18 protein-coding genes, 1 tRNA gene and 1 pseudogene are annotated in these 23426 nt (G+C 60.9%); 8 read left to right on the forward strand and 12 right to left on the reverse strand.

All coding sequences use genetic code 11. The features are described 5' to 3' along the window. Window positions 1-4 precede the first annotated feature (4 nt). Complete coding sequence (locus tag B7X30_RS06435) at window positions 5-208, reverse strand: cold-shock protein (RefSeq protein WP_013105664.1); 204 nt, start codon at window positions 206-208, stop codon at window positions 5-7. A gap of 164 nt (window positions 209-372) precedes the next feature. Next, a complete protein-coding gene (locus tag B7X30_RS06440; protein WP_286729932.1) occupies window positions 373-594 on the reverse strand; it encodes a hypothetical protein in 222 nt (73 codons plus the stop codon). Here B7X30_RS06440 and B7X30_RS06445 point away from each other — a divergent pair. The 3 genes and pseudogenes from B7X30_RS06445 (at window position 571) to lspA (ending at window position 5082) form a co-directional block, all read left to right on the forward strand. After that, complete coding sequence (locus tag B7X30_RS06445) at window positions 571-1542, forward strand: bifunctional riboflavin kinase/FAD synthetase (RefSeq protein ID WP_286729933.1); 972 nt, start codon at window positions 571-573, stop codon at window positions 1540-1542. The two genes, B7X30_RS06440 and B7X30_RS06445, sit on opposite strands and share 24 nt — an antisense overlap. A 138-nt stretch (window positions 1543-1680) precedes the next feature. Next, a pseudogene (ileS, locus tag B7X30_RS06450) lies at window positions 1681-4541 on the forward strand (isoleucine--tRNA ligase). Window positions 4542-4554: 13 nt separating this feature from the next. Further along, complete coding sequence (gene lspA / locus B7X30_RS06455) at window positions 4555-5082, forward strand: signal peptidase II (RefSeq protein WP_286729935.1); 528 nt, start codon at window positions 4555-4557, stop codon at window positions 5080-5082. A gap of 342 nt (window positions 5083-5424) precedes the next feature. Here the strand turns inward: lspA and B7X30_RS06460 are convergent. From B7X30_RS06460 to B7X30_RS06475, 4 genes are all read right to left on the reverse strand, one after another. Continuing rightward, window positions 5425-5514 (reverse strand) — tRNA-Ser (locus tag B7X30_RS06460). A 78-nt stretch (window positions 5515-5592) separates the two neighbouring features. Next, window positions 5593-6885 (reverse strand): serine--tRNA ligase, encoded by a 1293-nt coding sequence (gene serS, locus B7X30_RS06465; protein WP_156052533.1) that lies wholly within the window; start codon window positions 6883-6885, stop codon window positions 5593-5595. An 85-nt stretch (window positions 6886-6970) separates the two neighbouring features. Then, entirely contained in the window at window positions 6971-7957 is a 987-nt protein-coding gene (gene ispH, locus B7X30_RS06470) for a 4-hydroxy-3-methylbut-2-enyl diphosphate reductase (protein ID WP_286729937.1), read from the reverse strand. After that, a complete protein-coding gene (locus B7X30_RS06475; protein WP_286729939.1) occupies window positions 7954-8418 on the reverse strand; it encodes an FKBP-type peptidyl-prolyl cis-trans isomerase in 465 nt (154 codons plus the stop codon). Before B7X30_RS06475 ends, ispH begins: the two co-directional genes overlap by 4 nt. 80 nt (window positions 8419-8498) lie before the next feature. On the opposite strand from B7X30_RS06475, the gene radC reads away from it, so the two are divergent. Both radC and B7X30_RS06485 read left to right on the forward strand, forming a co-directional pair. After that, the gene (radC, locus tag B7X30_RS06480; RefSeq protein ID WP_156052530.1) at window positions 8499-9179 is read left to right on the forward strand and encodes a RadC family protein; all 681 of its coding nucleotides are present in this window, start codon (window positions 8499-8501) and stop codon (window positions 9177-9179) included. Next, window positions 9176-9895 carry a Smr/MutS family protein gene (locus B7X30_RS06485; RefSeq protein WP_286729941.1) on the forward strand — a complete coding sequence of 240 codons (720 nt, stop codon included), beginning with the start codon at window positions 9176-9178 and terminating at the stop codon, window positions 9893-9895. The genes radC and B7X30_RS06485 overlap by 4 nt, the downstream gene beginning before the upstream one ends. Before the next feature lie 65 nt (window positions 9896-9960). Here the strand turns inward: B7X30_RS06485 and B7X30_RS06490 are convergent, their stop codons facing one another. The 5 genes from B7X30_RS06490 to B7X30_RS06510 form a co-directional block, all read right to left on the reverse strand. Further along, entirely contained in the window at window positions 9961-10428 is a 468-nt protein-coding gene (locus B7X30_RS06490) for a group II truncated hemoglobin (protein WP_013106003.1), read from the reverse strand. 133 nt (window positions 10429-10561) lie between these two features. Next, window positions 10562-13090 (reverse strand): ABC transporter permease, encoded by a 2529-nt coding sequence (locus tag B7X30_RS06495; protein WP_286729943.1) that lies wholly within the window; start codon window positions 13088-13090, stop codon window positions 10562-10564. Window positions 13091-13198: 108 nt separating this feature from the next. After that, a complete protein-coding gene (locus B7X30_RS06500) occupies window positions 13199-15460 on the reverse strand; it encodes a nitric oxide reductase activation protein NorD (RefSeq protein WP_286729945.1) in 2262 nt (753 codons plus the stop codon). A 22-nt stretch (window positions 15461-15482) separates the two neighbouring features. Then, complete coding sequence (locus B7X30_RS06505) at window positions 15483-16289, reverse strand: CbbQ/NirQ/NorQ/GpvN family protein (RefSeq protein ID WP_156052525.1); 807 nt, start codon at window positions 16287-16289, stop codon at window positions 15483-15485. Between the two features lie 78 nt (window positions 16290-16367). After that, window positions 16368-17753 (reverse strand): ribulose-bisphosphate carboxylase, encoded by a 1386-nt coding sequence (locus tag B7X30_RS06510; protein ID WP_156052524.1) that lies wholly within the window; start codon window positions 17751-17753, stop codon window positions 16368-16370. Window positions 17754-17846: 93 nt separating this feature from the next. Here B7X30_RS06510 and B7X30_RS06515 point away from each other — a divergent pair, with 93 nt between their 5' ends. The 3 genes from B7X30_RS06515 (at window position 17847) to B7X30_RS06525 (ending at window position 20125) form a co-directional block, all read left to right on the forward strand. Beyond that, a complete protein-coding gene (locus B7X30_RS06515; RefSeq protein ID WP_286729947.1) occupies window positions 17847-18794 on the forward strand; it encodes a LysR family transcriptional regulator in 948 nt (315 codons plus the stop codon). 215 nt (window positions 18795-19009) lie between these two features. Then, window positions 19010-19390, forward strand: a complete 381-nt coding sequence (locus tag B7X30_RS06520) for an Arm DNA-binding domain-containing protein (RefSeq protein WP_286729948.1) — start codon at window positions 19010-19012, stop codon at window positions 19388-19390. A gap of 42 nt (window positions 19391-19432) precedes the next feature. After that, window positions 19433-20125, forward strand: a complete 693-nt coding sequence (locus B7X30_RS06525) for a tyrosine-type recombinase/integrase (protein WP_286729949.1) — start codon at window positions 19433-19435, stop codon at window positions 20123-20125. Between the two features lie 1185 nt (window positions 20126-21310). On the opposite strand, the gene B7X30_RS06530 is transcribed toward B7X30_RS06525, so the two are convergent. After that, window positions 21311-22819, reverse strand: a complete 1509-nt coding sequence (locus tag B7X30_RS06530) for a YfjI family protein (protein ID WP_286729950.1) — start codon at window positions 22817-22819, stop codon at window positions 21311-21313. Window positions 22820-23426: the final 607 nt, after the last annotated feature.

A 23426-nucleotide genomic window follows, 5' to 3' on the forward strand; every position in this document is an offset into this window, starting at 1 on the left:
TAAATTAGATTGGGCGAATGGCAGAAGCCTGGGGACCTTTCGGGCCAGCCTTCACCGTGAATTCGACGCGCTGGTTTTCCTGCAGAGTGCGGAAACCTTTGGCCTGAATTTCAGAAAAATGCGCGAACAGATCTTCGCCGCCTTCATCAGGCTTGATGAAGCCGAAGCCCTTGGACTCGTTAAACCATTTCACAGTACCGGTAGCCATGAATCAACCTTTAAAGAAAATATAGATAAGTGCAAATCTTCAACAAGCCCGGCAAATCACTACTGTGAAACCGACACAAGCCAACTCTCAAGCAAATGAGAACCTTGGCTCTTGTTTCGACTGCGCACTAACTATACACGCAAAAAACCAGCGCGCGCGACAATTCAGCGCAGGGCAAACCCTCTGTGCACTCCTGCAAAAGGCGCGGTGTTGGATAAGGCGGACAATAGACGTTTTTCAGGCAGGCAAGGTCGCAGCGATGCGCCGACGTGCGCATCAGATTGGAGCGCGCCCTTAAAATTTTTTGATTGCCGCAGCAGCTCAAAAAATCTCTCAAAATAACACTCTAACAAATTGTTTTTATGCATGTTTTTAGAGGAATTCATCACAAATCGTTGGCCTCGCAAACGGCACTGACCATCGGCAATTTCGATGGGGTGCACCGGGGGCATCTCGCCATGTTGCACCAGTTGGTGCAAGTCGCCCGGTCGCGTGGGCTGGTGCCGACGGTGCTGACTTTCGAGCCGCACTCGCGTGATTTTTTTGCAACACTCCAGGGGCACCCTGACTCCGCACCCAGCCATATTTCGACCTTGCGCGACAAGTTGTGCGCCTTGCGTGAAGCCGGAGTGCAGCAAGTTGTCGTGCTGCGCTTCGATCCCCGCATCGCCGCGTTGTCTCCAGAGGAGTTTGTGGCGCAGATCGTGTGGCAAGGCCTCAAGGCGCAATTCGTCCTGGTCGGCGATGATTTCCGCTTTGGCGCCAGGCGCGCGGGAGATTTCGCCCAGCTCGATACCTTGATGCGCAACCTGGGCGGCGAAGCACGTCAGATGCCTGTGGTCACGGAAACCGCGCTGAGAATCTCGAGTTCGGCTGTGCGGCAGGCGCTGCAGGCGGGTGACATGGAGACCGCGCAGGTTTTGCTGGGTCGCCCCTATGCCATTTCGGGGCATGTGTTGCACGGGGCCAAACTTGGCCGCAAGCTGGGATTTCCTACGCTGAATCTGCGTTTTGATCGCGCACGCCCCGCGCTTGGCGGTGTTTTCGTCGCCCGGGTGCACGGGCTGGAGTTGGCGCCCCTGCCCGCCGTGGCAAGCCTGGGAACACGACCGGCCGTCGAGACCGACGGGCGGGTGTTGCTGGAAACGCATGTGTTCGATTGGCAGGGAGAGGCCTACGGTAAACTCATCCGGGTGGAACTCATGCACAAACTGCGCGACGAAGCGCATTACCCCGACCTGACTCAACTGATTGCGGCGATTCAGAACGACAGCGACCAGGCGCGTGCCTGGTTTGCTCAGCTCGCCCGACAAACCACCCGCGATCGAATTTGACGGCGCTCGCCCTCGGGCACCCGACTCGCCCAGCTTTGACGATCGGTTGCTTCGGGTGATATCGCCGTTCATTTTTTCCTCGCTCACTCCTTCTCATTGGACCCTTTGCTCGGGGCTCCAGCACAGCACTGCCATTCCATGGATCACGCCGACTCCTCCGCAGCCGAAAAACCCGATTACCGGGCCACCCTGAACCTGCCAGACACCCCCTTCCCCATGCGCGGCGACCTGCCCAAGCGCGAACCGCAATGGATCAAGGACTGGAACGAAAACGGTCTCTACCAGAGGCTGCGCCTGGCGCGCTCCGAGGCGCCGAAATTCGTGCTGCACGACGGCCCGCCGTATGCCAACGGTCAGATTCACATGGGACATGCGGTCAACAAAATTCTGAAGGACATGATCGTCAAGGCACGTCAGCTGAGCGGCTTTGATGCGGCTTACATTCCCGGTTGGGACTGTCACGGTCTGCCGATCGAAAACGCCATTGAAAAGCAGTTTGGCCGCTGCCTGCCGCGCGACGAGATGCAGGCCAAGAGCCGCGCCTATGCCACGGCGCAGATCGACCAGCAAAGGACGGATTTCAAGCGACTGGGCGTGCTGGGCGACTGGGATCATCCCTATCGCACCATGGATTTCGTCAACGAAGCGGCGGAGATTCGCGCTTTCAAACGGGTAATCGAGCGCGGCTTTGTGTACCGTGGCCTCAAGCCGGTGTACTGGTGTTTTGACTGCGGTTCATCGCTGGCTGAATTCGAGATCGAATATGCCGACAAAAAATCGCAGACGCTCGATGTCGCCTTTGAGTCGAATGATCGCGTGGCACTCGCTGCGGCTTTTGGCCTGCCCGCGCTACCCGATGCCGCCAAGCCCGCCTTCGCCGTCATCTGGACGACGACCGCCTGGACGATTCCCGCCAATCAGGCGCTCAATCTCAACCCGGAAATCGAATACGCCCTGGTCGATACGCCGCGCGGCTACCTGGTGCTGGCGGCCAGCCTGGTCGACCCCTGCCTGAAGCGTTATGAGACCGAGGGCGCGACCGTGGCCACCGCGCCCGGCAGGGCGCTGGGCGGGCTGGAGTTCCGCCACCCGCTCTACGAGGTGGATGCGGGTTACCGCCGACTGTCGCCGGTCTATCTGGCCGACTACGCCACCGCCGACGACGGTACCGGCATCGTGCATTCCTCACCCGCTTACGGCGTCGACGACTTCAACTCCTGCGTTGCGCACGGCATGGCCTATGAGGACATCCTCAACCCGGTGCAGGGCGACGGCAACTACGCGCCCGACTTTCCGCTGTTCGGCGGGCAGAACATCTGGAAGGCGGTGCCTCACATCATCGATACCCTGCGTCAGGCGGATCGGCTGATGGCCACCTACAGCATCACCCACAGCTACCCGCACTGCTGGCGTCATAAGGTGCCGGTGATCTATCGCGCGGCGGCGCAATGGTTCATCCGCATGGACGAAGGCGAAGGCGTGTTCACCAAGGACAAGGCGCCGAAAACGCTGCGGCAGATGGCGCTCGAGGCCATTGAGCACACCAGTTTTTACCCCGAGAACGGCAAGGCGCGCCTGCACGACATGATCGCCAACCGGCCGGACTGGTGCATCAGCCGCCAGCGGAGCTGGGGCGTGCCGATCCCGTTTTTTCTGCACAAGGACAGCGGCGAACTGCACCCGCGCACCATGGACATCCTCGATGTCGCTGCCGAGATGGTGGAGCATGGCGGCATCGAGGCCTGGAGCAAGGCCAGCGCCACCGACATCCTCGGCCGCGTGGGTTGCGCAGACGACGCGGCGCATTACAGCAAAAGCGCTGACATCCTCGAAGTCTGGTTCGACTCGGGCACCACGCACACCACCGTGCTCATGGGCAGTCATGCAGGCGCGGGCCATGCCGAAGGCCCGCAGGCCGATCTCTATCTGGAAGGCCATGACCAACACCGCGGCTGGTTTCATTCCTCGCTGCTCACCTCGTGCGCCATTTACGGCCGCGCGCCCTACAAAGGGCTGTTGACCCACGGCTTCACCGTGGACAGCCAGGGCCGCAAGATGAGCAAGTCGCTGGGCAATGGCATCGATCCATTGCAGACCTGCAACAAGCTGGGCGCGGAGATCATCCGCCTGTGGGTAGCCGCCTCTGACTACTCCGGCGACATTGCGGGCGACGACAAAATCCTCGCCCGCGTGGTCGACGGCTATCGCCGCATCCGCAACACACTGCGGTTTCTGCTAGCCAATACCAGCGACTTCGATCCCGCCCAGCATGCCGTACCGCTGAGCCAGATGTTCGAACTCGACCGCTGGGCGCTGGCGCAAGCAGAGAATCTGCAATCGGTCATCCTGGCGCATTACGACCAATACGAGTTCCACCCGGTGGTGGCCAAGCTGCAGGTCTATTGCTCCGAAGACCTGGGCGCGTTCTATCTCGACGCCCTGAAAGACCGCCTCTACACCCCCGACGCAGCGCCCAGACCGCGCTGTGGCAAATCACCCAAGGCATGCTGCGCTGGATGGCGCCCTTCCTCAGCTTCACCGCCGAAGAAGCCTGGGCGCTGATCGGCAAGAGCGAGAGCATTTTTGTCGAGACCTATTGGCAGTGGCCCGAGCAGACCGACAGCGCCGTGCTGCTCGATCAGTGGGCGCGTATTCGCGCCCTACGAGAGGCGACCAACAAGGAAATCGAGGCCTTGCGCGAGCAAGGCAAAATCGGCGCCTCGCTGCAGGCCGAAGTCGATATTTACGCTCCGCAGACCGAGCACGCCCTGCTCGAACGCTTAGGAGACGACCTGCGCTTTGTGCTCATCACCTCGCGTGCCAGCCTGCATCCGAGCGATGGAGAACTGCGCATCGTGGTGACGCCCACAAAGCATCCCAAATGCGAACGCTGCTGGCACTGGCGCGAAGATGTCGATGCCGATCCGGCGCATCCCGCGCTGTGCGGACGCTGCGTGAGCAACCTTTTCGGCGCGGGCGAACCGCGCCATCTCGCCTGAGACTCCCCCGCCCATGCCCTCTGCACTGTCTGACAGCTCCTTCACCGCCCGGCGCGGCCGGGTCTGGCCCTGGCTGCTGGTCTCGCTGGCGATCATTGCCGCCGACCAGTTCACCAAATGGTGGGTACGGCAAGACCTGCCGCTCGACAGCAGCCATCCGGTGACCGGTTTTTTCAATCTGGTCTACATCCACAACCCCGGAGCGGCGTTCTCGTTTCTCGCCAGTGCGCCGGGTTGGCAGCGCTGGTTTTTCACCGCGCTGAGCCTCGCCGCTTCGCTGTTCATCCTATGGCTGATGTTCCGCAACCGGGGAAAGCCTTTGTTCAACCTGGCGCTGGCGTGCATTCTCGGCGGGGCCTTGGGCAATGTGATCGACCGCGTGCTGTGGGGCAAGGTGACCGACTTCCTCGACTTTTACGTCACCCTCAACGGCCAGCAGCGGCACTGGCCCGCGTTCAATCTGGCCGACTCGGCGATTTTCATCGGCGCCATGCTGCTGATCGTGGACGAACTCCGACGCGCTCGCCAGCACCGGTCTTGACTTTTCATGGCAGCACAGTTCCTTAATGGGCCGTCCAGTCTCGACCTGCTTGAGGAACCTGATAATCTGTTCTCCGCTGAATCTACTTTTTTAGCTTCCGTCATGCCTCTTTTGGTTGGTGGACCTCGCTAACTTCAGACTGGTACGGCTGGCAGATGCAGGTCAGACCAACGCGCAGACCCTGGAGACGGTGCCACAATTCCTGCCGGAGTTCCCGCATGATGAGACATCCTTGCAAAGTCACAACTGAACTACCGCCCCATGCGGGAAATGCCGCCGACAAGGCCACGCCGATCCAGAAAGGAAAGAATCCCGTTGAATCAAGGGTTTATTTCAGTGCATTGGCGGAAAGGGAGGGATTCGAACCCTCGGTAGGCTTGCGCCTACGCCTGATTTCGAGTCAGGTACATTCGACCACTCTGCCACCTTTCCGGGGTGTTCGTTGCTATTCGCTTCACAGGTCGCTTCAAGCTTGCGAGCTGTCGTGGTCGCGAAAAGCCAATAAGTATATCAGGCACGCGGCTCGATCTGGGTCAGTCCTCCCATGTAGGGCTGGAGCGCCTGGGGAATGTCGATACCCCCGTCAGCGCGTTGGTAGTTTTCGAGGATCGCCACGAGCGTGCGACCAACTGCCAGGCCGGAACCGTTGAGGGTGTGTGCGAGCTCCGTCTTGCCGCTCTCGGCGCGATAGCGCGCCTGCATGCGGCGGGCCTGGAACGCTTCCATATTGGAGCAGGACGAGATTTCGCGATAGGTGTTTTGCGCCGGGAGCCAGACCTCGATATCGTGGGTGCGCGCGCTACCGAAGCCCATGTCGCCGGTGCAGAGGACGATGGTGCGGTAGGGCAATTGCAGGCGTTGCAGGATGCTCTCGGCGTGGGCGGTGAGTTGTTCCAGCGCGGTGGCCGACTCTTCTGCCCGCGTCACCCAGACGAGCTCGACTTTGTCGAACTGGTGTTGGCGGATGAGGCCGCGCACGTCCCGCCCGCCCGACCCGGCCTCGGAACGAAAGCACGGCGTATGCGCCACAAAGCGCAGCGGCAGTTGGGCGGCATCGACGATCTGATCGCGCACCAGATTGGTCAGCGGCACTTCGGCTGTGGGAATGAGGTAGTGGCTCTCGCCCTCTCCGTGCTTCACGGGGAAGAGGTCTTCCTCGAATTTAGGGAGCTGCCCCGTGCCGCGCAGCGCTTGCGCCGACACGATGTAAGGCACGTAGGCTTCGGTGTAGCCATGTTCGGTGGTGTGAACGTCGAGCATGAACTGGGCAAGGGCCCGGTGCAGGCGGGCGATCGGCCCGCGCAGCACGGCAAAACGCGAACCGGAGATGCGCGCTGCGGCCTCGAAGTCCAGCCCGAGGTCTGCCCCGACATCGACGTGGTCGCGCACCGGGAATTCAAACGTGCGCGGGGTGCCCCATCGGCGCAGTTCGACGTTCTGCGTCTCATCCGCGCCGACGGGCACGTCGGCCGCGGGCAAATTGGGAACGGCCATGAGCAGTCCCTGCAGTTCGGCTTGCAAGGCATCGAGCCGGGCGGCGTCTGCTTCCAGCGTGGTTTTGATGTGGCCGACCTCTTCCATGATCGGCGCGACATCCTCACCTTTGGCTTTGGCCTGCCCGATCTGCTTGGAGAGCAGGTTGCGCCGCGCCTGCAGATCTTCGGTTTGTTTCTGCAGAGTTTTGCGCTCGGCTTCGAGGGCTTCAAAGCGGGCCACATCGAGGAAGGGCTGAGGGGACTGACGGGTTTCGAGCCGGGCGATGACGTGGGGCAGGTCTTTGCGCAGCAGGGTGATGTCGAGCATGATGCGTTTGAGTTGAACGAGAAATGAAGCCGCCGCCGAGCGATCCGGGCCAGGCCTTGCGCCGTATGGCTGGGCGGCGAGTCGGTCAGGAGTCGGTCTTGACCACCAAGCCGCGCGGCAGCGGAAACTGTACCGATTCGGTCACGCCGTCGAGCTGCCGCACCGCTACGGCGCCCAATGCCTTCAGCCGGGCCACGACCTGATCGACGAGGGCTTCGGGGGCCGAAGCGCCCGCCGTCAGGCCGATCTGGCGCGCGCCCTCCAGCCACTCCGCGCGCAGGTCTTCGACCTGATCGACCATGTAGGCGGGCTTGCCCATCCGCTGGGCGACTTCGCGCAGGCGATTGGAATTCGAACTAGTCGGACTGCCGACCACGATGACCACATCGACCTGTGGGGCGAGCATCTTCACCGCGTCCTGGCGATTTTGGGTGGCGTAGCAGATGTCTTGCTTTTTCGGCTCATGCACTTGAGGAAACCGCGCGCGCAGAGCCGCGACGATTTCGGCGGCGTCATCGACCGACAGCGTGGTTTGAGTCACAAAGGCCAGCGGTGCATCGGGGGCAATGTTCAGGCGCGCGACATCGTCGAGGGTCTGCACCAGATGGATGCCCTCGGCCTGGCCCATGGTGCCTTCGACCTCTGGATGACCGGCGTGACCGATCATCACGATTTCCAGCCCGTCGCGCCGCATCTTGGCCACTTCAACGTGCACTTTGGTAACCAGCGGACAAGTGGCGTCGAACACCTGTAAGCCCAACGCCTGCGCCTGCGCACGCACGGCCTGCGACACCCCGTGCGCAGAAAACACCACGGTGCCGCCCTTGGGCACTTGTTCGAGTTCTTCGACAAAAACCGCGCCCTTGGCCTTCAGGTCGTTGACCACATAGGTGTTGTGCACGATTTCATGGCGCACATAGATGGGCGCGCCAAAGCGTTCCAGCGCGCGCTCGACAATGTCGATGGCCCGGTCTACACCGGCGCAAAAACCGCGTGGGCTGGCCAGCAACACTTGCGGTTCGGACGCTGAAACTTCAGGGTCTGGCGATGAGGCGAAAGCGTCTGGCTTCATAGCACGGCGAGAATCTTGACCTCGAACGTCGTGGGGCAGTCGGCCAGGGGATGATTGAAATCGAGCAGCAGCGCGTCGCCGGCTTCGTCAATTTCACGCACCAGTGCGGTGAGCAGACCGGCTTCGCCATCCGCACTGGTCGGCAAACGCAGGCGCATCACATCGCCGACCTGCGCCGCGGGCCCGGGATATTCGCGCGCACGCTCAACCTCCCTGCGCGAAACCCAACGCAGCAAGCCTGGAATGCGCGCGCCAAAAGCTGCGCCCGCAGGCAGATCGAAACGGGTGTGCGCGTCTTCATCGAGGCCGACGAGCAAGGCCTCCAGCGCCGGGCTGAGTTGCCCCTGTCCCAGCGTAAACGTCGCGGGCGTGCCGCCGAAGGTGTTGACCGCATCGACGCCGCCCGGATCGCTGAGGCGGTAATGCAGGGTGAGATAGGAATCAGGCTGGACGCAAGGCACGATGATGGGCGGGCAGGCAAAATAGCGGCTGAAAGCGAGCCGTAAAGGCGACGTAAACCGCATTTTAGGGGGAACCCTGCATGGCCACACGTATCGCCGATCTACCTGCCGATGCGCGACCGCGCGAAAAATTGCTGGCGCGCGGCCCGCACGCCCTGGCCGACGCCGAACTGGTCGCCATCGTGCTGCGCACCGGGGTGCGCGGGCAGAGCGCCCTCGATTTGGCCGCCGCCTTGCTCGATCAGTTTGGCGGCCTGCACGGCCTGCTCAACGCCTCATCCGAGCAACTCCGCAAAATCAAAGGACTGGGCGCGGCCAAATATGCCGAGATTGCCGCCGTGCTGGAACTCGCTCGCCGCACCCTGAACGAGCAGATGATGCAGCAACCCCTGCTCGATTCGCCCGCTGCGGTGCGCGACTATTTGCGACTCTGGCTCGGGCCGCAACCGGTGGAAATTTTCGCGGTGCTGTTTCTCGACAACCAGCACCAGCTCATCGCCTCGGAAGAGCTTTCTCGCGGCACGCTGGCGAGCACCAGCGTCTACCCGCGCGAGGTCGTGAAAGCCGCGCTGCGCCTGAATGCCGGCGCGCTGATTCTGGCGCACAACCACCCCAGCGGCCTGGCCGAACCGTCCGCTGCCGACCGCGCGCTGACGCAAACCCTGAAAGCGGCGCTGGCCCTGGTGGATGTGCGCGTGCTCGATCATCTGGTGGTGACCCGGCATAGCGTGGTTTCGTTTGCCGAACGGGGTCTGTTGTGAAACCCGCCGCGCCTGCGCCCAAGGCAAGCAGCCAGGACGCATTGCGCGACTTGCGCCGGCGCCTGCGCCAGCCGCCGCAGCCTGCGCGCACGAAACCTGGGCCAACTCCACCGCCCATCGCGGCCGCTCCCGCCGAGTCTGTGCCCACCTCCGCAGATCGCGCCCTGTTTCGCGCGGCCACTGCGGGCGCCAAGGTCTTGGGGGCATCGATCCACCCTCCCCCGCCAGGATTGCAGCCCGCGCCGCCCAAACCCATTCCGCACCAATCGCTACGCGACGAACGGTTGGTGCTGTTAGAGGCGATGTCCGACGAGCTCGATCTGGATCATTTGCTGGAGACCGACGCCGCCTTGTCCTGGCGGCGAGAAGGCGTGGGATCGGACACCCTGCGCAAGTTGCGCCGGGGGCACTGGACGATCCAGAACGAAATCGACCTGCACGGTCTGCGCCGTGACGAGGCGCGTGAGGCGCTGGGGCAGTTTTTACGCACCGCGCTGCAGCGCGAATGGCGTTGCGTGCGGGTGATCCACGGCAAGGGGCTGAGTTCGCCGCTGCGCGAGCCGGTGCTCAAACACAAGGTGCGAAGCTGGCTGATGCAGCGCGATGAAGTGATGGCCTATGTGCAGGCCCGGCCCAGCGATGGCGGCGCCGGCGCTCTGGTGGTGCTGCTGCGCTCGGCCCGGCGCACTGGACGCGGCGGTTCAAACAATGCTTAAAACAAGCCCGCGATTTGAGAGCGAAGATGAGAGCACAGAGCGGCGGGCTCATTGGGGCAAAGCGGTCAACCATGCACCACATTGCCCGCCGGCATATTGCCGGGCTCGGCTTTGTTGCGCATCCAGTCGGCCGTGCCGGCGAAGGCTTCGTGCAACTGGCGGCGCAGTGTGTCGTCCATCTCGACTTCGTTGAGGGTCTGCACCATGCAAGCCATCCACTCGTCGCGCTCCTTGGTGCCGATGGCGTAGGGAAAGTGGCGCATCCGCAGGCGCGGATGCCCATATTGCGGGGAATACAGATCGGGTCCGCCCAGCCAGCCGCTGAGAAACAGGTAGAGCTTCTCCCGCGTTTCTTCGGAATTGGTGGGATGCATGGCCCGCAGATCGGCATATTGCGGCTCCAGATCCATCAGGTCGTAGAAATGATCGACCAGCCGACGCACGCCCTCCGCGCCGCCGAGGCGCTGATAAGGCGTGCTGGAAACCGGCTGGGGGACAGGTGCGGCGGGCGTGATGGCGATGGTTTCTGACATGGAGCGGAGCAGTTTGCAAACAAGGCTGAAACAAAAGAATCGCGATTATGGGAGATGCGCCCCGGCAGAACTTGCCTCAGGTCAATCTGCAATCAATCATCCCGCAAAGCGGCAATAGATTTTCAGCTCATTTTCAAGTCAAGGTGCGCAAACTCTGACCCGGCGCCCGGCGCAGCACATCGCGCAGACTCCACCACCCGGCCGCCATCGCCAGCATGGAGGCCGCCAGCATGGCCGCGGGCCAGAGCCACCAGGGCGGCTGCCAGGGAAACAGAAACACCCAGTGCGCCAGCGCGGCGCTCACCCCCGCCGCCCCGGCTGCGCCGAGCAGTCCGGCCAGCGCGCCGACCCACATCATTTCCACTAGGGCCATACGCCGCAGCAACTGCGAAGAAGCGCCCAGGGCGCGCCACACCGCCATTTCGCGCGAGCGGTCCTGCCGCGACAACGCCAGCGAAGCGGCGAGCACGGCCAGCCCGGCCGCCAGGGCGAACAAAAACAAAAACTGCACCGCAGTGATGACCTGCTCGACCAGCTTGCGCAAATGCGTGAGCAGGCTGCCGACATCGACCACGGTGAGATTGGGAAACTGCCGCACCAGGGTGTCGTCCATGCGCTGCGCATCTCCGGGGGCGCGATAGGCGGCCAGATAGGTCACGGGCTGATTTTTCAGCAGGGCCTGCGGCAGCAGCACAAAGAAGTTGGCATGCATGGAGCTCCAATCGACATGCCGCACGCTGGTGATGGGCGCGGTCACGCGCTGGCCTGCAATGTCGAAAGTCAGGGTGTCGCCGAGTTTGAAGCCCAGGGTTTTGGCGATGCCCTGTTCCACCGACAGGCCTTTGGCATCGGGCCCGCCGGTATCGTTCCAGTCGCCTGCGACCAGGGTATTGGCCTTGGGCAGGGTGGCGCTGGCTGAAAGATTGAATTCGCGGTCGATCAGGTCGCGGGCGCGGATGCTGTCGTAGTCGCGTCCAAAGACCGGCTTTTCGTTGATGGCCACCAGACGGCCGCGCAGCATGGGATACCAGTCTTCGTGGTTCACGCCATCGCGGCGCAGCGCGGCCAGAAAATCCTGGCTCTGCGCGGGTTGGATGTTGATGACAAAGCGGTCGGGCGCGTTGGCGGGTATGGAGGCACGCCAGGCGTCGATCAGACTGGTGCGCATGAGCACCAGCAACACCAGCGCGAACAAACCCAGACTCAGCGCCGTGATCTGAATCACCGCACTCCAAGGCCGGGTGGCCAACTGACGCGCCGCCATCTGCATCAAACCGCCGGCGGCGACGGATGACGCCGCATGGCCGCGTATCCAGCGCCGCAAACCCCGCATCATCAGCCAGGCCAGCAAGGCGAACACCAGCGTCAGGCCGATGAAACCACCCGCGGCAATCAGCCCCAGGCGAAGGTCGCCGGCCTGCAGCCACAGCAACAGGCCGAATGCCCCCACGCCTGCCAGCACCGTGATGAACGGCGCGGACTGCAGGCGGCCCAGACTGCGGCGCAGCACCGCCAGGGGCGGTATGCGCGCCAACTGCAGAATCGAGGGCAGGCCAAAGGCCAGCAGCAGCACCATGCCCGTCGCCCCGGCGAACAACGCGGGCGCCCAACCGGGCGCGGGCAGCTCGCGCACCTGAACCTGAATCAGCCCGTGAAGCAGCCCGATCATCGCCGCCTGCACCGCCAGGCCGAGCAACACCCCCAGCGCCGCCGCAAAGCCGCCCAGCCAGACAAACTCGGCGGCGTAGCGACGGAGCAAAACACCCTGACGCAGCCCCAAAGCCTTGAATACCGCGCAGGGCTGCAAACGTCGGCGCGCAAAGTCGCGCGCCGACTGCGCCACCGCCACAGCGGCCATGAGCGCGGTAATCAGCGCCACCAGATGCAGAAAATCAGAGGCGCGCTTGAGCGTCTGTTCTTGCGCCGGGCCGCTGTCGGCCACGGTTTCCACCCGCATGCCGCGCGCGGAGGTTTGGCGAATCTGCTCCTGCGCCCACTTGGCGTAGGCGGCTGCTGCCTGCGATGGCCCAGCCAGCGCGAGGCGATAAGTCACCCGGCTGGCGGGCTGGATCAGCCCGGTAGCGGGCAAATCGGCGCGATTCATCATCACCCGCGGGGCGAAATTGATGAAGCCCGCGCCGGTATCGGGCTCGCGCACCAGAATGGCCGCGATGCGCAACCGCGCATTGCCCAACTGCAACAGATCACCCACCTGCAGCCGCAGAGCGCCGAGCACACTGGCATTCACCCAGACCGTACCGGGCTCGGGCGGCCCGCTGCGCGACACCTCCGGCGCCTGCAGCCCGTCGCGCAGCACCACCTGCGCGATCAAGGGGTAATGCGCGCCTACCGCCTTGAGCGAGACCAGCCGGGTGCGGTCACCCGTGACGTCGAGCGCCATGCTGGGAAACACCGCCGTCTGCATAGAGCGCAGCCCCTGCGCTTGCGCCTGCTGCAAATACAGCGGTTTCAGCGGATGATCGCTGACGATCACCACGTCGCCACCGATCAACTGCGCAGCATCGCGCACCAGCGCGCCCTGCAGCCGCTGGGCCACGAAGCCCACGGCCGACAACGCGGCCACGGCCAGCACCAGCGAAAAGAACAAGAGCCGCAGCTCGCCGCTGCGCCAGTCACGCCAAAGCTGTCGCAAGGATTGCATAGAGAGATAGACCGTGGAGTGAATAGGCTGGGTGGGGACAGGCCGTATTGTCCACAGCCCCCCAACTCTGTGCCGGGGCGAGGATTTGAAACCGCTGAGGAACGCGCGCTATTTGGTCAGCGCCAGGAACACTTCCGGCAATCTCTCGGGCAGGCGCTCGATGTTGTCGATCACGGTGTAGCGGCGGCCAAAAATGTCGGACACATAGGCATCGGCGCGCGGGTCGAGGCTGATGCAGTAAGTAAAAAGACCGTCGCGTTCGAGCTCTCGCACCGACTGGCGGGCGTCTTCGATGAGCAGGCGTTCGTCCTGCACGTCGATATCGGCAGGTTCGCCGTCGGTGAGCACGAGCAGCAGCTTTTTGTCGCTCTTGCGCGCGCGCAGCGAGTGGGCGGCGTGCCGCAGCGCCGCCCCCATGCGGGTGGAGTAGTTGGCCTGCATCGCCGCGAGGCGCGCCTTGACTTCATCGCCCCACGGCTCGCCAAAGCCCTTGATGTGCAGGTAGCGCACCTCGTGCCGGGTGTTGGACTGAAAACCGGCGATCGCCAGCGGATCGCCCAAGCGTTCGATCGCCCAGGCGAGCAGCGAGACGGCTTCCTGCGAGAGTTCGAGGATGGTCTGCTCTGATCCTTTCACCTTGTCGTTGAGGGAGGCGGAGAGGTCGAGCAGCAGGGTCACGGCAATATCGCGCCCGTTGGTGCGGTGGCTCAGATTGATGCGCGGATCAGGATTGGAGCCTGCCTTGAAATCGATCAGCGAACGAATGGCCACGTCGAGATCGAGTTCGCTGCCCTCCTCCTGATAGCGAATGCGCACTTTATCCTGCGGCTTGAGCAGTTCCAGCAGTCTTTGCAGGCGCTTGGCCAGCGGGGCGTGCTTTTGCAGCAAGCGGTCGATGTCGCCCGCCTGTGCAGACGGATGCAAACCCTCGTACACGCTGACCCAGTCGGGCCGATAGGTCTGGCTGTGATAGTCCCATTCGGGATAGTGCCGCGGCGGCAGGCGCGGCAAGTCGTCGTGCGCATCGTTGCGGCGAGTTTCGTCGAAGCGCTCTTCCTCGTCCCCTTGTTCGATGAAGCGCCAAAGATGCCGGTTGTCGTCACGGTAGTCGATGACGGTGTCGTCGAAGTGCACTTTGGCAAACTGGTCGCTCTGGCGGCGGGTTTTCGCCACATAGGCCAGAGCCAGCGCGGCGATGTCTCGGGTGGATGAGGTGCCCTGCGCCATCAGCGCGTGAAAGCGGGCAACGAAGGTATTCAGATCGGCGTCGCGGTAGCCGTGCTCGGGGTCGAGCAACGCCCGCGACAACATCGCCAGACGGTGGCGCAGACAGGACGTGGTCTCGGGATTGCAGGCGTCTTCGACAGGCCGGGGATGCAGCGCGAGAAACAGCCGCCGCAGTCCGGCGTATTCGCGGATCAGCAGGGATTCAACCCGGCAGTCCTCGAAAAACTCGACCGCCATGCGCTGAAACGGGCTCCAGTTGTCGGCAATCTGCGGGGTGGACCAGCGGCGGTGGCCGACCATGTGGGCGAGCATCGCCCGGTAACGATCGAGGCCCGACACGCCGAAAGCATCGTCTTGCACATCGGGCAGACGAATGCCCAGCGGGTCGTAATAGGGAACCGGCTTGCGCAGTTCGTCGAAGGCGGTGGAGTAAGGGATCAGCAGATCGCCGTCCCGCCACAAGGCGCGCAGATACAGATCGAGATGGCGCTCTACATCCACCAGCAGCGTGCCGTGGCGCTCGCGCTGCAGCACGGCGCGCGCGTCGGCCGATTGCAGGCTGAAGTAATCTTTTTGCCGTTCGGGATGGGTGGCATAGTTGCGCACGCCGTAATCGACCCAGCGGCGCAAGCCGCCAATGTCGAGCTGGGCCAGCAAGGTCGGCGCCTGATTGAAAAAGTCCGGCAGCCCTGGGCTAGGATAGGTGGTGTGAAAGCCGTGGATGGAGCGCGTGGTGCGCGCCATCAGGTCGAGCGTGAGATCGAGATAGTGCTGGAGTTGCTCGCCCGCTTGCAGGCGCTGCGCCACGGGAGCCAGGGTCTGCAAAAAGGGCGTGATGGCCCGACCGTTGGGCGATTTTTGCAGCCCTTGCACCACGGCCATCACGGGCGCCAGCAGGTCTTCACCCACGGCGCGGGCGGTGGACGGCCAGGCTTCCAGAAAGGCCAGCAAAGGCTCGGCGCCCCGCCCCAGTTTGCCGATGATGCGGCCCGCTTCGAGGAAGGCGCTCAGTCCATCGGGCGTGAGCACGCTCTGGGCATCGGCCAAGCAGGCCGGAAAGATGGCCTCCACGAGAGGAAAGCGCGTGTCGAGCCGCGCCCAACTGGCGCGTATCGAATCGTCCATCAGGGCGTCACTCACCATGATTCGGCTTGGTTTGCCGCACTCAGGCGAAGGTCACGTCGATGGCGTGATCGAGCGTCTGGCGAATGTCGGCATCGTCGGTGATGGGGCGCACCAGCGCCATGCGGCAGGCGTCTCCTGCATCAACGCCGTCGTGGATCAACTGCGCGGCGTACACCATCAGGCGTGTGGAAATGCCCTCGTCGAGACCGTGCCCCTTGAGGTTGCGCGCGGCGTGGCCGATTTTCACCAGCTTGGCGGCAGTCTCGGCGTCGAGGCCGCTTTCCTTGCACAGAATGGTGGTTTCGAGCCCGGCCTCGGGGTAGTCGAAATCGAAGGCGGTGAAGCGCTGTTTGGTGGACTGCTTCAGATCCTTCATCAGCGACTGATAGCCCGGGTTATACGAAATCACCAACTGAAAATCGGGATGCGCCTGAATCAGCTCGCCCTTCTTGTCGAGCGGCAGGGTGCGGCGGTGGTCGGTCAGCGGGTGGATGACCACGGTGGTGTCCTGACGCGCCTCGACAATTTCGTCGAGGTAGCAGATCGCGCCGATGCGCGCGGCGGTGGTCAGCGGCCCATCGAGCCAGCGCGTGCCGCCGCCTTCGAGCAGATAACGTCCGACCAGATCGCTCGCCGTCATGTCTTCGTTGCAGGCCACGGTGATGAGCGGCTTGCCCAGCCGCCACGCCATGTGCTCGACAAAGCGCGATTTGCCGCATCCCGTCGGCCCCTTGACCATGACCGGCAAACGATTGCGGTAGGCGGCCTCAAACAAGGCCACCTCGCGGCCCTGCGGCTGGTAATAGGGCTCTGCTTGAACCCGGTACTGCTGCGCGTCAATGCTCATGCATCCACCTCCAAAACAACACGCCCCCGTGAAACCGGGGGCGCTGAAACCTTCAAAAACGACGTCGTCAGGAGCGGCTTATTTGTGGACGCCCAGTTTGTCGCGCCAGCCCGGGAAGAGCTTGTCGGCATCGCCCGGGAAGGATTCGAATGCGCGCGCGAACTCTTTGTGTTCCTTGGCGTACTCGATCGGATCGGCTCCGGCCTTCCAGCACTCATAGGCCTGGCGCAGCGACTTGGCGCCAGCCGCTGGCGAGTCGATGTGGCCGTAGGAGCCGCCGCCCGCGGTGTTGATCACGTTGCCGTGGCCCAGGTTCTCGAAGAAGCCGGGCAGGCGCAGCGCGTTCATGCCGCCGGAGATGATGGGGGTGGTGGGCTTCATGCCGTACCACTTCTGGAAGTAGACCGGGCCTTGGCACTCGTCGCGCTCGATCATGTAGGCGATGTTGCGGTCGTCGCCCTCGCCTTCCATCTTGCCGTAACCCATGGTGCCGACGTGAATGCCCGAAGCCCCCTGCAGCCGACTCATCTTGGCCAGCACAAAGGCGGTGTAGCCGCGCTTGGAACTGGGCGAGGTGATGGCGCCGTGACCCGCACGGTGATAGTGCAAGTACTGGTTCGGATACTGGCGACGCGCGGTGGTGACCATGCCGGGGCCGCCCACGTAGCCGTCCACCAGGAAGGCCAGCTTGTCAGCATCGGGACCGAAGACTTCCAGCGCGAAGTCAGCGCGGGCGCACATCTCGTGATAGTCGTCCGCGGTGATGTTCATGGAGAACAGCTTGGCCTCGCCAGTCTCGTCTTGCGCGCGTTTCATGGCGTCATAGACCAGCGGAATCACCTTTTTCACCGGGGCGAACACCTGGTTGCCCTGCGGCTCGTCGTTCTTGATGAAATCGCCTCCCAGCCAGAACTGATAGGCCGCCTGGGCAAATGGCTCCGGGCGCAGACCCAACTTGGGCTTGATGATGGTGCCGGCGATGTAGCCGCCGTCCTTGATCGGCCGACCCAGAATGCGCCACAAGTTGGAGATGTCGGTGGCCGGGCCGTCGAACATCTGGATCGCGCGCTCGGGCACATAGAAATCGATCATCTTGCCGTACTCGACATCCCCCATACCCTGGTTGTTGCCGATCACCAGCGTGAGGAAGGACACGATCATGAAGCGGCCGTCGATCACATTCCGATCGAACAGTTCGATCGGATAGGCGATGCGCATGTCTTCCGTGGCCTCATCGATGTAATAAACCAGGGCATCGACCCCCTTGGTGAAATCGTCCGTCGTGCTGACTTCCACATTGGTGCCGGTGGACGATTCGGCCGCAAAGTGCGCCGCCGTCGCCAGATAGTCATAGCCCGCTTTGGGCTTCATTTTGTAGGCAACAAGGATGTGCTTGCCACCGGCGATCAGATCCGATTCCTTGAGATCGAGATTGGCGTAGCGGCTGGATTGATCGTGAGCCATGTCGTTCCTCTGTGCGTTGGCCTTTGTCGGCCGGGTGGGTTGAAAAAAATCAACTATAGGATCGCTTAGTTCATAAGGTAAACTAAGACTTTTTTGCAGTTAGAGAATTTTTCACTGATGATCAGAATCACCTTCCGGCAACTCGAAATTCTCCAAGCTGTAGCGGACTGCGGCAGTTTTTCGCGCGCCAGCGAAAAGCTACATCTCACCCAGCCTGCTGTTTCGATGCAGATCAAACAATTGGAGAATTTGCTCGATATGCCCCTGTTCGAGCATGCGGGCAAAAAAATCCGACTCACCGAAGCTGGCAACGTCGCCCTGCGCAGCGCCGGAATCGTCACCCGCGAACTAAACGACCTCGAACAGTCTCTGTCCAACTTGAAAGGACTCAGAGGCGGCGTGCTGACGGTGTCTGTCGCCAGCACGGCCAGCGTATTTGCCGCTCGCCTTATGGCGCTGTTTCGACGCCAGTTTCCAGACGTCGAGGTCAGCCTGAATGTCGTCAACCGCGAAACCCTGCTGCGTCACTTAACCGAGAACGTCAGCGATCTCGCGCTGATGGGCACGCCGCCCGAGGGATATCAACTCAGCGCGCAACCCTTCATGGACAACCCGCTGGTCATCATCGCCGCCCCCGACCACTCGCTCGCCAGAAAACGCGCAATCCCCCTAAAGCGCCTGCTCGAAGAGCCACTGGTCGTGCGGGAACCCGCATCAGGCACCCGCGGCGCCCTGGAGAACTTCATCCGAGAACGACAGTTACCGTTCAAGCCGACCATGGAAATGAACAAAAACGAGGCGATCAAACACGCCGTCGAAGCCGGTCTGGGCGTGGGATTGGTCTCGCTGCACACGGTCCAAGCGGAACTCACATCTGGCCAGTTGAGCGTCCTCGACGTCGAAGGTTTTCCGCTCAAGCGCCAGTGGTTTCTGGTGCAGCGCGACGGTAAACGACTCAGCCCCGCCGCCCAAGCCTTCGCCGAACTCGTGCTAAGTAAAGGGCCAAGCATCATGGCAGCCGCAGAAACAAAAATGGGTTAGCGAAATCGCTAACCCATTGATTTTATTGGCGGAGTGGACGTCTGCTTAATTAGCCATCAACGTCAATCACAACAGCTCAAATATCATCTATTTTTCAATAACTTAGGAGTCTGAAAGATCAAGAGCGCCAAAATCTGCTCAAGAGAAATCATCACTTCATGGCATACTGGATGGCATACCGGACACGCTCCGCGACCCCTTGATGGATACTGACCATGGCTGTGATTTCCGAACTCAAAGCGCGCAACCTCAAGCTCTCTGATGGCCCTATCGCCCACGGCGGCGTCACGGGCCTGACCCTGCATCCGTCCAGCGTCAAAGGCCAGGGTAAGTGGGTATTCCGGTACGTCAGCCCGGTGACCGGGAAACGGCGAAACGCTGGCGTGGGTTCGTATCCCGAGATCGGCATCGCCGAAGCAGGCAAACGGGCTCTGGCCATGCGCGAGCAGCTTGCTGCAGGCGACGATCCGCTGCAGATCAAAGCCCAGGCGGCAGCCAAGGCCCATATCAGGCCACCAACTTTCGAGGAAGCCGCGCGCATCCTGCATGAGGAGCTTTGCCCCGGTTGGAAAAATCCCAAGCATGCGCAGCAATAGATCAACACGCTTGAGCAATATGCGTTTCCCGAAATCGGGCAGATGACCCTGGATCAAATTCAACCGGCACACATTGCCAACGTGCTGCGTCCGATCTGGATTGGCAAGGCTGAGACTGCCAGCCGGATCAAGCAACGTCTGCATGCGGTCATCGCCTGGGGATGGGCGCATGGCTATTGCACTTCGAATCCGGTAGACGTGGTACACCACCTACTCCCCCAGCAGCCTGGCAAAGCGGTGCGCGTGCAGCATCAACCCGCTATGCCGTGGCGAGACATTCCGAAGTTCGTCGCAGAGCACTTGGGGCGGCGCGCTCGACAAGACCAATCACGTGCCATGCTGGAGTTGCTGATTCTTACCGCCTGCCGATCTGGAGAGCTGCGGGGGATGACGTGGGATGAGATCGATTTGGACAAAGCGATCTGGACGATTCCCGCAACCCGCATGAAAGCAAAGATGCCTCATCGTGTGCCGCTCGCGCCGCGTGCCTTGGAAATTCTTCGCGGACAGGATGGCTATCACCCGAGTCTTGTATTCCCAGCTCCCTATGCCGAAGGCCCGTTGTCCGATATGGTGCTAACGAGTTTCCTGCGGCGCGTTAATGCACCGAGTGACGTGCCAGATCGTTGCGCAACCGCACATGGCTTTCGCTCTTCATTCCGGGACTGGTGTAGTGAGCAGGGGTATCCCCGTGACCTCGCCGAGAGAGCTCTTTGCACATACTGTGGCCAATAAGGTAGAAGCAGCCTATCACCGAACCGATCTACTCGACCAACGTCGCCCGATGATGAATGCCTGGGAATCGTTTGTCGCGTCACAAACCAGGGAGAAAGGCGAAAGAGCCAATTGCGCTCAGGGCGTGCAATATAGGAGCGAATCAGAAAAATCCACCTGAGTGATTCGCTTCTCAATAAAGCAACCTACTTCTTCGCTATACACCTACAAGCGCCGCCGCATAGGAAAAAAATGGCCGCACCGATGTGGTGCGGCCATCTGAGTCAAACACTATTTCTTGAGCGCAACATACGCAAGCAAGTCAGCAACATCAAACCTGACAGACCTCCCGACAAGAATTGGCTTCGGAAAATCCGGGTCATAATACTTGTGGTTCGGATTTGTCAGGTAAGCCAGTTTTGAACGTGAAATGCACAAAAACAAAGCGGCTATCCGTTTACTCACAAGTTGGCACTTATTGAAATTTACATCAGATAAATTTTGATTTTGTTTATTAGAAAACATTGTTAAGTTCCCGGCCGCCAGATCAGAAATAATGAGTGAAAAGGGAGGGCGGGTATTCTATACACTGGCGTCCGGCGTGAATCGAAATCCCGCCCCTTCGCATGAAAAGGGCATATATCTTGGGATTATCGCCGGGGCGAAACGGGTGATCAGCCGAATTCGCCGGTTCCGGAGACCGCAATTACTGCGGAGCGGATGTTCCGAAGCCTTTGCTCCGGATGTATTTGGATGAGGTGGCAATCAACGATTTGTTCGGAGCGCACCCCGTGATCAACGGGCACCGATACCACACCTATATCCAGCCCGCGCAGCGCTGCGCGGGCTTTAAATATTCTGTATCATTTATGCTAGCATAATACTACATCTGGCAAGCGCCTGAGCGCGATTGGGGAAAATCTTTCAAATACCTTCTAACCTCTGCCCTTCTCCTTCGAACTTCTGATAAAACTTAATTTTAACTCACTGCCGCCAAGAAAGCAAGCAACCAATACCCCTAGCCGCAAACAGCCGCCGAGCCACCGCAAACCCTGCGCACTTCGCTGCGGCGCACGCCCTATCGAAGGCAAAGAGCCTCGCGCGGCATGGCCTATAGTGTGGGACCCAATTCGCCAGCACTTTGAACCAACAGCCATGACACCAAGCGAGTCGCTGCGACTTCGCAGCGACTCGCAGTGTTCGCGGTCACATCACCACCGTCGCAAGACCACCTTGGGGCAACCCAGGCACCATTTGCTGCCAAGGCTGCACGGCCATGGACTGGGCAAATACCTGTGGGTTGAGCCAGATTAGCGGTCGGCGTGACTGGGCTGGCGGCACCTCAAAAGCCTCAAAAAGCCATCCCATCCCGATCAAAGCCTGCAGCGCCGCAACGCCGCGCCCGCCACTTCGCAGTGCGTATGGAAGATTCCTGAGGATCTGTGAGCGCGACCAACCTTGCTTGCCAGTTCTGGTACTCCATAGGCAAAGTCGATTAAAGAGAATCTGCGCATCAGAAATATTGATATGAGCAGAAGGTGCCGCAAAAAGCCACCCATGCTGAAAAAGAAAATACCTAGCGATTTCAACTCCAGCCTGCATCAAGGCATCGGATATTTCAAGCGCCCCGTTGTCGAAATACTGCAGCACCGCAGCAATACGCAGGGCATTCTCGGCAATTTTTGATCCGAAGGCCCCCAGATTCTGCAAATCACGCCCAGGGCCGAGTCGTTCCTCAATCTCGTTGTAAAAATCCACCCACCGCAAACGGGCAGGGTACGACATCCGCATCACGTCCCGGTGAGTTTTCCCCGTAGAAATCCGCTCGAAGGTCAGGTCCAGCAACTGGTGAACGCGTGCCTCATATTCCAACGCCTCTAGCGATACCGTCCCTTGCGGATTGACAAACCGCCCCCCCTGCGTCGAGGGAGGTGAACAAATCAGCATGCGCGCCAAGCTTCCAATGTCCCGCGCCGAATCGCCTCGCTTGGTCATGAATCGAGAAAATTCCCCCGGTTGAACCATAAGCAAAGTCGTCAATCGCGTTGGCCACCTTAATGGCACGTACTCGTCGACCCGATTTCGAATCGAATGCTCTCCATCCCAAAGCTTATTCAATAATGCCAAGTCGCTGAATGAGCGCCCCCGCAATAGTTCAGAGGCCTCATCGGAGATAATGGCGGCACTTGGCCATCGTCCTGCGATGCCTTGCAATAGTCCCTCCGGCGAAAAATCCTGATATATCGCTTGCACCTGAATGGGAGGTTCGGGTTTTTTTCGGTCTAGATCGAGTAGTATGGATTCGAAATCCTCTGAACCTTCCCCTGCCCTCGTTCGCTCACGAATTTCCGCGAGAATGCCTTTTCGTTTCGCGTCCCACACACTCAGCTCGGATTCAAAATCGATCTGCGCCTGCGCTGACCGAACTAACGCTTTTTTTTCAAATTCACGGACAGGACCTAAAAAATGCGATGCGACAGTTGTCTTTCGCGCGCCGGATTCTGCCAAAATCACCGCGCTCAATCCGACCGACGACGTGCCGCCCCCCTCTCGCTCTACATCGATCAAATATTGCACAGAAAAAGACGCCATCATCAATCCGGTCACCGCCACTAAATACGGCGCGGCCTGTGTTAAATGGGCCACTTGCCCAACTTTCTGGTGGAGCGAATAGGGCAAGTGGAGCGAAGGAAAATACGTAACTTTATTCACCATTAAGGATCCCTAAAAATTGAAATTTGCAATCAAGAAACCACATCAGGTACGCACTCGACATATCGTCTTGGCGAGCATCCGTGTAAATTTTTGTGGTTCTCTCCGACCTGAGTTAAATTGATCTTTGCCCTCCAGAAAAAGAACACCGGCCCATGCTAGGGGCCGCTTTTCTTGATGGCAAATGGGGCCAGAGCTTTGCGCATTGCTACACCATCTTGAGCATTTTTGATGGGGCTTGATTGATAATTACCCGACTAATCCTTATGGCTATTAACACAATCAAAGGCAATATCACGCAAAGGTCGTCGGAGAGGTTGTCAATCAGATACGATCTTTTACACATTTGACAGGGACGACCCTTGCTGTCTTGCCTCCAGTGATCGGCTCGCACCGCCCACCCCCAGCCAATCACCCCAATGAGCGACTGCATAGATCGTCGACGTGCCGTTCTTTGTTGCTGGGCCTTCCCAAGCGCATGCACCTCACGGCGGACACCTCCCCTCTCCCGAAGGTTCGATACGCCCCCTCCAGCGTCAGGCGTCTCACGTAGTCCACCTTGACCAAATAGCTGGCCGCGACCTGCAGAAGCGCTCGCTTTTCCAGATCG

Origin of the sequence: Thiomonas sp. 13-64-67 (assembly GCF_002282795.1) — a bacterium.
Classification (GTDB): domain Bacteria; phylum Pseudomonadota; class Gammaproteobacteria; order Burkholderiales; family Burkholderiaceae_C; genus Thiomonas; species Thiomonas arsenitoxydans.

Bases quoted from the DNA above. Each gene is read 5' to 3' on its own strand.
- B7X30_RS06490 (WP_013106003.1), bottom strand. From the start codon at position 10,428: ATGTCAGAAACCATCGCCATCACGCCCGCCGCACCTGTCCCCCAGCCG.
- B7X30_RS06445 (WP_286729933.1), top strand. From the start codon at position 571: ATGCATGTTTTTAGAGGAATTCATCACAAATCGTTGGCCTCGCAAACG.
- B7X30_RS06530 (WP_286729950.1), bottom strand. From the start codon at position 22,819: ATGGTGAATAAAGTTACGTATTTTCCTTCGCTCCACTTGCCCTATTCG.
- B7X30_RS06440 (WP_286729932.1), bottom strand. From the start codon at position 594: ATGAATTCCTCTAAAAACATGCATAAAAACAATTTGTTAGAGTGTTAT.
- ispH (WP_286729937.1), bottom strand. From the start codon at position 7,957: ATGAAGCCAGACGCTTTCGCCTCATCGCCAGACCCTGAAGTTTCAGCG.
- lspA (WP_286729935.1), top strand. From the start codon at position 4,555: ATGCCCTCTGCACTGTCTGACAGCTCCTTCACCGCCCGGCGCGGCCGG.
- B7X30_RS06520 (WP_286729948.1), top strand. From the start codon at position 19,010: ATGGCTGTGATTTCCGAACTCAAAGCGCGCAACCTCAAGCTCTCTGAT.
- serS (WP_156052533.1), bottom strand. From the start codon at position 6,885: ATGCTCGACATCACCCTGCTGCGCAAAGACCTGCCCCACGTCATCGCC.
- B7X30_RS06525 (WP_286729949.1), top strand. From the start codon at position 19,433: ATGACCCTGGATCAAATTCAACCGGCACACATTGCCAACGTGCTGCGT.
- B7X30_RS06500 (WP_286729945.1), bottom strand. From the start codon at position 15,460: ATGGTGAGTGACGCCCTGATGGACGATTCGATACGCGCCAGTTGGGCG.
- B7X30_RS06505 (WP_156052525.1), bottom strand. From the start codon at position 16,289: ATGAGCATTGACGCGCAGCAGTACCGGGTTCAAGCAGAGCCCTATTAC.
- B7X30_RS06495 (WP_286729943.1), bottom strand. From the start codon at position 13,090: ATGCAATCCTTGCGACAGCTTTGGCGTGACTGGCGCAGCGGCGAGCTG.
- B7X30_RS06510 (WP_156052524.1), bottom strand. From the start codon at position 17,753: ATGGCTCACGATCAATCCAGCCGCTACGCCAATCTCGATCTCAAGGAA.
- radC (WP_156052530.1), top strand. From the start codon at position 8,499: ATGGCCACACGTATCGCCGATCTACCTGCCGATGCGCGACCGCGCGAA.
- B7X30_RS06435 (WP_013105664.1), bottom strand. From the start codon at position 208: ATGGCTACCGGTACTGTGAAATGGTTTAACGAGTCCAAGGGCTTCGGC.